12 protein-coding genes are annotated in these 12,636 nt (G+C 57.5%); 8 read left to right on the top strand and 4 right to left on the bottom strand.

Going from position 1 to position 12,636, the window contains the following annotated elements:
- Positions 1-72 precede the first annotated feature (72 nt).
- Both AC2FLZ_RS01170 and AC2FLZ_RS01165 read left to right on the top strand, forming a co-directional pair.
- Positions 73-813: a YebC/PmpR family DNA-binding transcriptional regulator gene (locus AC2FLZ_RS01170; RefSeq protein ID WP_480475805.1), complete on the top strand. Its 741-nt coding sequence runs from the start codon at positions 73-75 to the stop codon at positions 811-813.
- A 146-nt stretch (positions 814-959) separates the two neighbouring features.
- Positions 960-2,240: an MFS transporter gene (locus tag AC2FLZ_RS01165; RefSeq protein ID WP_496881621.1), complete on the top strand. Its 1,281-nt coding sequence runs from the start codon at positions 960-962 to the stop codon at positions 2,238-2,240.
- 25 nt (positions 2,241-2,265) lie between these two features.
- Here the strand turns inward: AC2FLZ_RS01165 and AC2FLZ_RS01160 are convergent, their stop codons facing one another.
- Together AC2FLZ_RS01160 and AC2FLZ_RS01155 are read right to left on the bottom strand one after the other, a co-directional pair.
- On the bottom strand, positions 2,266-2,955 hold the full coding sequence (locus AC2FLZ_RS01160) for a nitroreductase family protein (RefSeq protein WP_480475809.1): 690 nt from the start codon (positions 2,953-2,955) through the stop codon (positions 2,266-2,268).
- A gap of 27 nt (positions 2,956-2,982) precedes the next feature.
- Complete coding sequence (locus AC2FLZ_RS01155; RefSeq protein WP_480624566.1) at positions 2,983-3,876, bottom strand: LysR family transcriptional regulator ArgP; 894 nt, start codon at positions 3,874-3,876, stop codon at positions 2,983-2,985.
- A gap of 87 nt (positions 3,877-3,963) precedes the next feature.
- Here AC2FLZ_RS01155 and AC2FLZ_RS01150 point away from each other — a divergent pair, with 87 nt between their 5' ends.
- The 6 genes from AC2FLZ_RS01150 to AC2FLZ_RS01125 all read left to right on the top strand — a co-directional run bounded on the left by AC2FLZ_RS01150 (position 3,964) and on the right by AC2FLZ_RS01125 (position 9,893).
- Complete coding sequence (locus AC2FLZ_RS01150) at positions 3,964-4,563, top strand: LysE/ArgO family amino acid transporter (RefSeq protein ID WP_480554041.1); 600 nt, start codon at positions 3,964-3,966, stop codon at positions 4,561-4,563.
- A gap of 40 nt (positions 4,564-4,603) precedes the next feature.
- The gene (locus tag AC2FLZ_RS01145) at positions 4,604-5,512 is read left to right on the top strand and encodes a DMT family transporter (protein WP_480516206.1); all 909 of its coding nucleotides are present in this window, start codon (positions 4,604-4,606) and stop codon (positions 5,510-5,512) included.
- Between the two features lie 83 nt (positions 5,513-5,595).
- Complete coding sequence (gene betI, locus AC2FLZ_RS01140; protein ID WP_480554043.1) at positions 5,596-6,168, top strand: choline-binding transcriptional repressor BetI; 573 nt, start codon at positions 5,596-5,598, stop codon at positions 6,166-6,168.
- Entirely contained in the window at positions 6,165-7,673 is a 1,509-nt protein-coding gene (gene betC, locus AC2FLZ_RS01135; RefSeq protein ID WP_480516210.1) for a choline-sulfatase, read from the top strand. Before betI ends, betC begins: the two co-directional genes overlap by 4 nt.
- 66 nt (positions 7,674-7,739) lie before the next feature.
- Positions 7,740-9,398 carry a choline dehydrogenase gene (gene betA / locus AC2FLZ_RS01130; RefSeq protein WP_480554044.1) on the top strand — a complete coding sequence of 553 codons (1,659 nt, stop codon included), beginning with the start codon at positions 7,740-7,742 and terminating at the stop codon, positions 9,396-9,398.
- A 255-nt stretch (positions 9,399-9,653) separates the two neighbouring features.
- Positions 9,654-9,893, top strand: coding sequence for an HP1242/YdcH family protein (locus tag AC2FLZ_RS01125; RefSeq protein ID WP_480475823.1), 240 nt, complete (start codon positions 9,654-9,656; stop codon positions 9,891-9,893).
- Positions 9,894-9,966: 73 nt separating this feature from the next.
- Here the strand turns inward: AC2FLZ_RS01125 and AC2FLZ_RS01120 are convergent, their stop codons facing one another.
- Positions 9,967-11,367, bottom strand: coding sequence for a helix-turn-helix domain-containing protein (locus tag AC2FLZ_RS01120; protein ID WP_480554045.1), 1,401 nt, complete (start codon positions 11,365-11,367; stop codon positions 9,967-9,969).
- A 63-nt stretch (positions 11,368-11,430) separates the two neighbouring features.
- The gene (locus AC2FLZ_RS01115) at positions 11,431-12,636 is read right to left on the bottom strand and encodes a multidrug effflux MFS transporter (protein ID WP_480516214.1); all 1,206 of its coding nucleotides are present in this window, start codon (positions 12,634-12,636) and stop codon (positions 11,431-11,433) included.

Genomic DNA, 12,636 nt, shown 5'->3' with positions numbered 1-12,636 from the left:
CTCTCTTGATCCTGCCCCCCGCAAACGTCTATATGAGCGCCGAACACGCAAACATGATGACGAGGACGCACTATGGCAGGCCACTCCAAATGGGCCAACATCCAGCACCGCAAGGGGCGTCAGGACGCCGCGCGGTCCAAACTGTTTTCCAAACTGTCGAAAGAGATCACTGTCGCCGCCAAGATGGGCGACCCCGATCCCGACAAGAACCCGCGCCTGCGTCTGGCGGTGAAAGAAGCCAAGTCGAACTCGGTCCCCAAGGACGTGATCGACCGCGCGATCAAGAAATCGCAAGCGGGTGAAGGCGACGATTACGAAGAAATCCGCTACGAGGGCTATGGGCCCAATGGTGTTGCGGTCATTGTCGAAACCATGACCGACAATCGCAACCGGACCGCATCGACCGTGCGTTCGACCTTTTCGAAGAATGGCGGCAACCTGGGCGAGACCGGTTCGGTCGGTTTCATGTTCGAACGCAAAGGCGAGGTTGTTTACCCGGTGACCGCAGGGGATGCAGATTCCATTTTCGAGGCGGCCATCGAAGCGGGCGCGGAAGACGTCGAAAGCTCGGATGACGGTCACATCATCTGGTGCGCCGATACCGATCTGAACGATGTCTCCTCTGCATTGGAAACCGCGCTTGGAGAATCAGAATCCACCAAGCTGGTCTGGAAACCGACCACAACGACGGAACTAGGCCTGGAAGACATGCAAAAGCTGATGAAGCTGGTCGATGCTTTGGAAGACGATGACGACGTGCAGCGTGTCACGACCAATTTCGAAGCCACCGACGAGGTCATGGCGCAGCTTTAAGCTGACCCAATACCAACTCATTGAAACCCGGTCGCAACGGCCGGGTTTTTTGTTTTTTGATGGTCTTATTGAATTATTGGCTGAAACAGTCGATGCGCTTAGGCTGAAAGTGGCGGAAATCCAGGAAACACGAAGACACAGTACGAATGACATCCGAAACTTCCGATCAGACCAAGCGCAACGTGCCCGTTCTGGCCGGGCAAAGTATCCTGTCTCAGGTCGCGTGGACACTCGGCAGCCCGTCGGTTGTTTTACCGTTTTTAGCCGTTTCCTTCGAGTTGCCGATGTTTGTAGCAGGGGCACTGGTGTCGGTGCGGATGGTCGGTTGCTTGATTGCCGACTTCTTTCTGGCGCAACCCGTTGCAGCAAGAAGCCGGAAGAAACATGCAATTGCGTTGACCGAAGCGGTCATTGGCGCCTGTCTGGTTCTGGCAATAGCTGCGGCCGCGACCGGGGCTGTCCCATTGATCGCAGTGGTTTTCCTGTCTGTATTTCTTGTGATCGGGCTTGTCAGCGAAGTGCAGACCTTGATGCTTACGGATCTGTTAGGGGATCACGTTCAGGCGCGTTCGCGCATGGTCATGCAATACCTGCAGCTTGGTGCCGGGGGGCTATGTGCCATTGGCCTTGCGTTGCTGGTGCATCAGATCACCAAGGATAATCCACCCTTTTCGCGCCATTCAGTCATGATTGGCGTTTCGGTTTTATTTTTCCTGCTGTCTGGTCTGTTCATGCTGGCGATAACAGAAACCGCGCGTGAGGTCGCGCCGACGACACCGCAGCAGTCCGAAAGGGGCATTTCGATTAAGGCGAATATCAAGGGTGTTCTGGGCATGTTCGAATACCAGTGGTTCCGGCGCTATATGATCATGCGTCTGCCCTTGGTCGCAGTGTCGCTGTCCGTTCCGTTCTTTGCACTCATCGCAGCCGAAGCGCATCACAGCTCGACACAGGGTTTGACCGCGATGATCGTTTCTTCTGCCTCGGGATATCTAGTATCGGGCCCTCTGTGGCAAATCATCAACATGAAATCCCATCGTGCGGTCATGGTGGTCGGGACATTGATGGTCGCCGCAACAGGCAGTGTTCTTTTGGTATTCCACTATTTGGGCATCGACCATCAGGTTCACTTGCATGCAATTGCACTGTTCGTTGTCACCGTTGCTGTGACCGGGACCAGCAGTGCGCGTAAGCTCTATTTTCTGGATGTGGCACCCAAAGAGCAGCGGGTGCGAGGATCGGCAGCGGTCAAGGCGTTCGCGCGTTTAACCGCGGTGTTGTTGTCTGCGGGCCTTGCCGCTGTCGCCCACATGCACGAGGTCGCGATGGCCGTCGCTTTCATCGTCGTCGCCAGTCTGGTGTCCTGTATAAACTGCTACCGCATGATGCAACCAGAACGGAAAAAGGCGGAACAGCCCTCGAATTGAGTTTTTGGCGAGCGTCGCGAAAGCCTCAGAAGAAGGATGAAATCTCTTCCAGGGGTTTCTTGAGTTTTGCCACAGCAGGCACAGTCGCTCCTTCTGACGGGTGTCCCACCGCGATAATCATGGTTGGTTTTTCCGACGCGGGCCGGTCCAGCGCGTCGTTCAGAAACCGCATCGGGTTTGGGGTGTGGGTCAGGGTGCTGAGGCCCGCGTGATGCAGCGCGGCAATCAGAAAGCCGGTGGCAATGTTCACACTTTCCGGGACGTAGTAGTTCTTGTACCGCGTTCCATCCTCGAATTGCCCCCAGCGCTGGGCAAAAACCACGATCAGCCAGGGGGCGATTGTCAGATGTTCTTTGACCGCGTTGGTGCCGATGGGCTCCAGTGCCTTGATCCATTCATCCCCGGCGCCACCTGCGTAGAACCGGCGTTCTTCTTCTTCGGCTTCTTCCCGGATGCGGTGTTTCAGGGCAGGGTCCGAGATGGCTGCAAAATGCCAGGGTTGGTGATTGGCGCCAGACGGCGCGGTACCCGCGGTGCTCAGGCTGGTTTCGATTACCTCACGGGCAACGGGGCGGGGGCTGAAATCCCGTACAGTATGACGCTGACGCATCTTTTCGTAAAATGCCTGCGCCGCGCCCAGCATGTCTGTATCGCTGATGTCGCATCGGTCCGGCAGGGGAATGGGGTCATAGCTAAGAGCGTCACGTGAGAACATCGGTTCCTCCGAAAATGTCGTGTTTGTTTAGTCGCTTTGAGGCGGAAGCAAAATCCGTTCTGAAGCTTTTTTGACAGCCTGGGTCAGTGGTTTGAGTGCGGGCGCGAGAACACGCCCAACCTGCCAGCTCAGCGCGACATCCAACGGCGCATCAGGTACGATGGGGCGCAACAGCCCTTGTTTCAAAGCCTCCTGCACCAGAGCCGCAGGGTTCATACCCCACCCAAGCCCGGCAATCGCCGCGTCCACAAATCCTTGTGAAGAAGGCAGGAAATGAGACGGGGGTGACAGACGTTTGCCAGTGTGTTGAACAATCCAGGCCCTTTGCAGCCCGTCCTTTTGGTTGAAAACCAGGCAGGGTGCCTTGCCCAGCTCTGCCTCGGTCACTTCGTCCCGAAACCAGGTGTTAATGAAATCCGGGCTGGCTGTTGGCAGATACTGCAACACGCCCAATGGGATCGCGTCGCACCCGGTCACTGTCTGACCACCAACGGTGACGGCGGCGCTCACCTCGCCCCGCCGCAGCCAGTCTGCGGAATGATCCTGATCGTCGATCACCAGATCGAAAAGCATGTCAGGCACCTGCGCCATCGCATCAACAAACCAGGTGGCCAGACTGTCTGCCGGTACGGCAATGCGGACGTGGGCGGACCTTGGTTCCTGCTCCAGCGTCAGTTCTCGAACCAGCTGTGCCTCAAGCAGTCCGACATCTTCCGCGTAACGGGCAATGCGCAGCCCGGCGGGCGTTCCGGTGCAAGGAGTGCCCCGATGTATCAGGGTGGCTCCAATCCGATCCTCAAGCGCCCTGATCCGCTGGGATATCGCCGAGGGTGTCACCGCCAGCTCTGCCGCAGCCGCATCAAAGCTGCCATGGCGCAGAATGGCAGACAAAGCGGACAGGTGAAGAGGATCAAGCAGCATTAGCCAGGCTTAACTTGGGATAACATCTTTAATTTGATAGATCGCACCGACGGCCTTAGTCAACGTCTTGCAGTAGTAGGAGATCCCATGCCCACGTCCATAATCGCCGGTTTCGCGCTGGGTTTCAGTCTGATTCTCGCCATCGGGGCACAGAACGCCTTTATTCTGCGACAGGGGCTGCGGCGTGAACATGTGTTCCTTCTGTGCCTGACCTGCTCAATGTCCGACGCGGTTTTGATCGTTGCAGGTGTCACGGGGTTAGGGACCCTGACCCATTCAGCTCCCTGGTTTGAACTTGTAATGCGATATGGCGGGGCCGCTTTTCTGACGTGGTATGGGCTGCGCAGCTTCGGGTCTGCCCTGCGGGGTGGCGCGGTGATGGAAGCGGGCAACGGTCCGCGAACCAGCCTCAAAACCGCGATGCTTACCGCTCTCGCCTTCACCTGGCTGAACCCGCATGTCTATCTGGACACAGTGGTTCTGATCGGCTCTATCTCGGCACAGTATGATAACCGGGTCGGATTTGCCATTGGGGCAGTCACTTCCAGCTTTGTCTTCTTCTTTTCACTTGGATACGGCGCTGGTGTTTTGTCTCCGGTGTTTGCGCGCCAGCGCGCCTGGCAGGTGCTGGACGCAGTGATCGGGGTCGTAATGCTGGGTATCGCACTGAAACTTGTTGTCATGTGAAGGGTTGTTCCCGACAGGGTTTCGGTGTTCAACCTAAGCCATGACATCGTTAGCCGTTTCGTCGCGCCCGCTTGCCGGTATGTTCTGGATGTTTACCGCCGGGCTGTCCTTTGTTGTGATGACCGCTTTGGTCAAATCTCTGGGCACGACGATGAACCCGATCCAGGCCGCATTTCTGCGTTATGCGCTGGGATTGGTGTTTCTGTTACCGGCCTTGCGGTCGATCATGGCGACCCGGCTGACACCCCGCCTGCTGACATTGTTCGGTTTACGCGGTGTCGTACACGCGATTGCTGTCATGCTCTGGTTCTTCGCCATGACACAAATTCCCTTGGCCGAAGTCACTGCCATGAACTACATGACGCCGGTTTATGTCACCTTGGGCGCAGCCCTGTTTCTGGGCGAGAAGCTGGCTTTTCGCAGGGTCGCCGCCATTCTGGTCGCCTTGGTGGGCGTGCTGGTCATCCTGCGCCCCGGGTTTCGCGAGGTCTCACAAGGTCACCTTGCCATGCTCGGAACGGCCCTGATGCTAAGCGGGTCCTATTTACTGGCCAAGCTTCTTGTCCGCGACGTGCCGCCTTCGGTTGTCGTGGCGCACCTGTCCATCTGGGTAACCATCGCCTTGATCCCCTTTGCGGTTGCCGTCTGGACCCGGCCCAGTATGCAAGAACTCGGGGTTCTGTTTCTGGTGGCCAGCTTTGCGACCGCAGGGCATTATTTCATGACATTGGCGTTGCAGGCCGCGCCTGTGGCCGTCACACAACCCGTCACATTCCTGCAGTTGATCTGGGCCACGCTTGTGGGTGCTGCGATCTTCCACGAAAGCGTTGACCTTTGGGTTGTGGCTGGCGGAACCCTGATACTGGGCGCTGTAAGCTTCATCTCATGGCGCGAGTTCATGTTGAACCGTCGGGACTTGACGCCTCCCAGTATTGCGCCGAAGCTATGAAGTGACATCTCTGCGCTTACATTGATTGACGAGTCAATAAAAACATCCTAGCTTGGTCGCATGACACCTGTATGGGGAAAGCGATGCCAAAAGTTGGAATGGAGCCGATCCGCAAGGACGCGATTGTTCGAGCGACGATTGCTGAACTGGGTGTCAAGAAATCCCTGGATGTAACCGTCAGCCAGATTGCCAAACGCGCAGGCATGTCCAGCGCATTGGCACACCATTATTTTGGCGGAAAGGATCAGATATTTCTGGCCGCAATGCGTCAGATCCTCGCCGACTTCAGCGACGAAGCCAGGGCCCAGTTGAAAGCGGCCAAACCGGGCAACCGGGCAGAGGCGATTATCCACGCCTGTTTTGCCCCTTCGTGTTTCACACCTGACGTGACTGCCGCCTGGATGACCTTTTATGTGTTGGCGCAGACCAACAATGACGCGCTGCGTTTGTGGCAGATCTATCAGGCGCGCATCAGGTCGAATTTGATCCATGCCCTGCGCCCCAGGATGCAGGATCCGGTCGAAGCTGCTGAAAACATGATTGCTTTGATTGATGGGCTCTATATTCGCGCAGCGCTCAGCGCCCCGGAAGAACCGCAACTGGCCGTGAACCACGCAATGCGCGTGCTCGATACTCTGCTCGAGGCTGAAAAATGACAAAACCAAACATTCTGATCCTGATGGTGGATCAGCTGAACGGAACCCTCTTTCCCGACGGTCCCGCTGACTGGCTTCACGCTCCGAACCTGAAGAAACTGGCGGAACGGTCGACCCGTTTTGCCAACGCTTATACTGCGTCGCCGCTTTGTGCGCCGGGGCGGGCCAGCTTCATGTCCGGTCAATTGCCCTCACGCACCGGCGTCTACGACAACGCGGCTGAGTTCCGCAGCGATATCCCAACTTACGCACACCATTTGCGCAGGGCCGGGTATTACACCTGTCTGTCAGGCAAAATGCACTTTGTCGGCCCGGACCAGATGCACGGGTTTGAGGATCGCCTGACAACTGATATCTACCCGGCCGATTTTGGCTGGACACCGGATTACCGCAAACCGGGCGAGCGGATCGACTGGTGGTATCACAACATGGGATCGGTGACCGGCGCGGGTGTTGCCGAGATTTCCAACCAGATGGAGTATGATGACGAGGTCGCCTATAACGCAAAGGCCAAACTCTATGACCTTGCGCGCGGCAAGGATGACCGCCCATGGTGCGTGACGGTCAGCTTCACCCATCCGCATGATCCCTATGTCGCCCGTCGCAAATACTGGGACCTCTATGAAGATTGCGCGCACCTGCTGCCCGAAATCGCTGATATCGGCTATGAAAACCAGGATTCTCACGCCAAGCGGATCTTCGATGCCAATGACTGGCGCAGCTTCGACATCACCGAGGAAGACATTCGCAAGTCCCGCCGTGCCTATTTCGCCAACATCACATATCTCGATGACAAGATCGGTGAAATCCTCGAAGTGCTGGAAACGACACGGCAAGAGGCGATCATCCTGTTCGTCTCGGATCACGGTGACATGCTGGGTGAACGTGGCCTCTGGTTCAAAATGAACTTCTACGAAGGCTCGGCGCGCGTACCTTTGATGATATCGTCCCCGGATTTGCCTGCGGGGCGGATCGATACGCCGGTTTCCACCATCGACGTGACACCCACGCTCGGGGCTCTGGCAGGCGTTGACATGGACGAAATCGCACCATGGACGGACGGCGAAAACCTGGTGCCATTGGCGCAAGGTGGCACGCGAACCGCGCCTGTGGCCATGGAATACGCGGCTGAGGCATCTTACGCGCCGCTGGTGTCGCTGCGCTATGGCAAGTGGAAATACAATCGATGCGCGCTGGACCCGGATCAACTGTTTGATCTTGAGGCAGACCCGCATGAGCTGACCAATCTGGCAGACAGTCCCGAACATGCGGGCACGCTGCAAACCCTGCGGGCAAAGTCCGAGGCCCGCTGGGATTTGGAGCGCTTCGACGCGGATGTCCGCGCCAGTCAGGCGCGACGCTGGGTCGTGTACGAGGCACTGCGGCAGGGCGGATATTACCCATGGGATTATCAGCCGTTGCAAAAAGCGTCCGAACGCTACATGCGCAATCATATGGATCTGAACATCGTCGAGGAAAACGCCCGGTTCCCACGCGGCGAGTAATCTCTTCGTCTTTTTGAAAATACTCCCGCCGGAGGCGTTTTTCCCGGCGGGCGGGGAGTTGTGAATATGGAAGCAGATTTTGTCATCGTTGGCGCAGGGTCCGCAGGCTGCGCAATGGCATATCGTCTGAGCGAAGGTGGGGCCTCGGTTCTGGTGATCGAGCACGGTGGTACCGACTTGGGGCCGTTTATCCAGATGCCCGCCGCGCTCAGCTATCCGATGAACATGTCGCGCTATGACTGGGGATATCAGTCCGAGCCCGAACCGCATCTGAACAACCGCCGTCTGGCCTGCCCGCGCGGCAAGGTGATCGGCGGGTCATCGTCGATCAACGGCATGGTTTATGTACGCGGTCACGCACGCGATTTCGACACTTGGGCCGAGATGGGGGCCGACGGCTGGTCCTATGCGGATGTGCTGCCCTATTACAAACGCATGGAGACATGGCATGACGGTGGTCATGGCGGCGATCCGGCCTGGCGCGGAACCAACGGCCCGTTGCACGTATCGCGCGGCCCACGTGCGAACCCACTGTTTCAGGCCTTTGTCGATGCGGGTCAGCAGGCGGGATACGAGGTCACCGGCGACTATAACGGCGAAAAGCAGGAAGGCTTTGGCCCGATGGAGCAGACCGTCTGGAAAGGGCGGCGCTGGTCAGCGGCGAATGCATATCTGAAGCCAGCGCTAAAACGCGACAATTGCGATATCGTGCGGGGACTTGCGTCTCGGGTTGTCATGGAAAACGGTCGCGCCACTGGCGTGGAATTGATCCGTGGCGGCAAGAAAGAGATCATCAAGGCCCGGCGCGAGGTCATTCTGGCTGCGTCCTCGATCAACTCGCCCAAGCTGCTGATGCTGTCCGGTATCGGACCGGGCGCGCATCTGGCAGAACATGGGATCGACGTTGTTGCAGATCGTCCGGGGGTGGGTGCGAACCTTCAGGACCATCTGGAGCTGTATATTCAGCAGGCCTCGCTGCAACCCATTACGCTTTACAAACACTGGAACCTGTTCAGCAAGGGCCTGATCGGGGCGCAGTGGCTGTTTACAAAAAAGGGGCTGGGGGCGTCGAACCAATTCGAGAGCGCAGCCTTTATCCGGTCGAAACCGGGGGTGGAATACCCTGACATCCAGTATCACTTCCTGCCAATTGCGGTCCGCTATGATGGGCAGGCTGCGGCTGAAGGGCACGGATTCCAGGCGCATGTCGGCCCGATGCGCTCGCCCTCGCGGGGTGCAGTCACGCTGCGGTCGGACAGGGCTGAAGACGCACCGGTGATAAAGTTCAACTACATGAGCCACGAAGAGGATTGGGAGGATTTCCGCACCTGTATCCGACTGACCCGTGAAATCTTTGGGCAGGATGCGTTCAAACCTTACGCCGGTAAGGAAATTCAACCAGGTGCCTCTGTGCAAACGGATGAAGAGCTGAACGCCTTTATCGCGGAACATGCCGAAAGCGCCTATCACCCCTGCGGCACCTGCCGGATGGGGCGTGCGGATGACAAAGGTGCGGTGGTCGATCCCGAGGGTCGCGTCATCGGTGTGGACGGGCTGCGCGTCGCGGACAGTTCGATTTTCCCGCAGATCACCAACGGCAATCTCAACGCGCCCTCGATCATGGTGGGCGAGAAAGTATCGGATTCCCTGCTGGGCAAAGACCCGTTGCCCAAGGCCAATGACCGCCCGTGGATTCACCCGGGCTGGGCAACCGCGCAGCGTTAATCCTTCTGAACTGCCCCCGGTTGAATGCGTAAATTTTCGGCGCTTGCCGGGGGTATATTAGCAAAAAGTTCAGTGTTCTTGTCCAGATAAGCCTGAGCCACGTTTCAGAACAACTTGCCCTCTGCACGGCAGGATGGCGCGTGGTGTTGTATTGAAACTCGCGGGATTATTGCGGGTAGTTGATCCCGGTCAAAGCGAAAGCCCGGTCACGCTTCTATCACTGATTTGCAACGACATATGAAGGAGCGAACAGAAATGTCTCACACCCCGCATGAACTGGCCGAAGAGTTTCCGGACAAAGTTGAACTGATGAGCCAGCTCAAGCAAACGGATGCGCATTTTGCGCGGCTGGCCGATGAATATCATGAGGTCAACCGCGAAGTTCACCGCGCCGAAACCAATGTCGAGCCCATGGAAGAACTGGCTGAGGTTGACCTGCGCAAAAAGCGCGCGGCGCTGAAGGATGAGATTTGGGCGATCCTGTCCAAGGCTTAAATATAGTGACGGGGGCTCTGCCCCCGTCGTGACCAGAGACGCTACACCGGTGGGATAATAAATCAGACTAAGATCAAGTCACTTCATAGGGCAGGGTGCCGCGAATATGGGTGTCGATGCTCAGACGGCGTTCCAGCGGCGGGACCGAACGCTGGTGGCAGGTTTGCCGCTCGCAGATGCGGCAGGAAATACCGATAGGCTCGTAGGCGCTGGCATTGTTGATGTCGAGGTTATCAGCATAAACAAGAGCCGGGGCATGACGGACCTCGCATCCCAGCGCTATGGCGTATCGTCTGACCGGTGCGCCAAACGAGCCCCCAGATTTTGAGACATCCCGCGCCAGCGAAATATAGCGAACACCATCAGGCGTTTCCGCCAGTTGCCGCAGGAAATGCCCGGGCGTTTCAAAGGCCCGATGCACGTTCCAAAGCGGGCAGGCCCCACCAAAGCGCGCAAATTGCAGGCGTGTGGCCGAGTGCCGCTTGGTGATCGTACCGGCCTGATCAACCCGGACGAAGAAGAACGGGATACCCTTGGCGCCGGGACGCTGTAGTGTCGACAGCCGATGTGCAACCTGCTCGACCGACGCCCCGAAACGGTTGCTGAGCAGCTCCAGATCGTGACGCTCTTCCTGAGCGGCGGTCAAAAACGCGGTATAAGGCATCAGAGAGGCACCAGCGAAATAGTTGGCAAGTCCGATCTTGGCGATGGCGCGGGCTTCGTCGCTTTGGAATTTGGCGAAATCCAGCGTCGCCTCCAGCAACTGGTCCTGACTGATCAGCGCAACCTGCAACAGAAGTTGGAACACTTGCGTCTGCGGCGCAGCACGGGAGGACAGGCGCAAAATTTTGCTGTCGACATCATAAACGCGCAAGGGGCCCGTATCTGAAAAAACCACCTGAATTCCACGCTCTGAAAGGCTGCTCAGGGCGGCTTGCCGGATACCGCCGGGGCCGTCGGCGCGGTTGGCAAACAGTTCCGCAGCCCTGTCCACGGCGTCGATGTAGTTGTCGCAGTAGTGGAAGAAATCGCGCACTTCTTCCCACGGGCTGGCCTGAATGCGCGCATCTTCGCGTCCCAAAGCCTCGTCCAGCGAGGCAAGGCGTTCATGTGTCTGCCGATAGGTTTTATGCAATTCGATAAACGCCCGCGCCAGAGCCGGGGCGTTGGAAGCTGTCAGGCGCAGATCGGCCAGTGGGGGCTGAATGTCCGAAAAAACAGGATCGGCCAGCGCCTCGCGCATGTCTGAAACAAGACGTTCGCTGTCGCCGGTGCTGAGTTCGGTAACATCCATTCCGAATTCCTGCGCCAGAGCCAGCACAACCGTGGTCGAGATCGGCCGGTTGTTGTTCTCCATCTGGTTCAGGTAGGGCAGTGAAACGCCCAGTTTGGCGGCAAATTCGCGCTGCGTCAGAGTCAGGCGCGTACGCATTTCGCGCAGTTTCGCGCCCGCATAGAGCTTTTGGGTGGCCATAGGGTGCCTTTGCAAGTTTTCCAATTGCCGAGGATAACTTTGCAAAATAATTGGAGCAAGCGGTTACAGCCCCAATTGCCGTTCTCTTCGTACGACAGTTGAAATTGCGACGATCGCCAGAACGGCTGTTGCCAGCATCAGCCAAAGCAGCGGCATCGCGCCGGTTTCACGCGTCAGCAAGGCACCTGCCAGCGCGCTCAGCCCGGCGCCGCCGCCTAACATGATGGCGCCACTCAGGCCCGAGGCGGTTGCAGCCAGGTGAGGGCGCACTGATAGCGCGCCCGAGGTTGCGTTGGGGATGACCATGCCATTGCCGACGCCCACAAATGTCATGAACCCAAAGAAACTAAGTGCGGTTCCGCGGTCCGCTAAAAACAGCAATGCCGATACAGCGACGCCAAACGCATTGAACAGGCTTCCCCACAGCACCATGCGGTTCACGCCGAACCGTACTGAAAACCGCCCACTCATAAAGTTACCTACAAAATACCCAACCGCAGGTGCGCCAAAATAAATGCCAACCTGTGCCGCGCTCAAGCCGAACAGTTCTGTGCCAATGAACGGTGCGCCGCCGAGGTAGGCGAAAAACGAACCCGAAGAGAAGGCGCAAGCCAGTGAGTACCCCCAGAACCGTGGCGAGGTTAGAAGTTCGGGGTATTCCTTGAATTGCTGGACAAGCGTTTTACCGCTTTTTGCTGATGTTTCCCCAAAGTCCGAATAGGTCAGTGCCAAAGTCAGCAGACCTACGGCAAAGGGCAGCCAGAAATTCGCTTTCCAACCAAAACTCACTTCCAGCAAGCCGCCGATGGCAGGGCCAATCATTGGAACCACGGCCATGCCCATCGTCACATAACCGATCATCGAAGCAGCTTGATCCTGATCGTACATATCCCGCACCGCAGCGCGGCTGAGAACCATACCGACGACCACAACCGCCTGACACATCCTGAACGCCAGAAAAACCGTAGCATTGGGGGCAAAGATGCATCCCAGGGTTGCCATCAGGAACAGGCCTAGGCCCCAAAGCAAAACCGGTCGTCTACCTGCCTGATCCGCTATTGGACCTATGAGAATTTGCAGAATGGCATTGATCAGCAGATAAAGCGCAATCGACAGCTGCATGACCTTGTAATCGGTTTCGAAATACTCGGCCATGTTTGGCAGGCTGGGCAGAAACAGGTTCATGCTCAGGGCGGACAGGCCCGAGAGTAAAACAAGCGTCGCCAATGTGGGTGGTGTCCGGTGGACCGCGTCAGAGCTGAACTGCAT

This window comes from Ruegeria sp. YKSF131, from assembly GCF_059612645.1.
The sequence above is the reverse complement of the archived record's forward strand: the minus strand, read 5'-3'. Positions and strand labels throughout refer to the sequence as shown.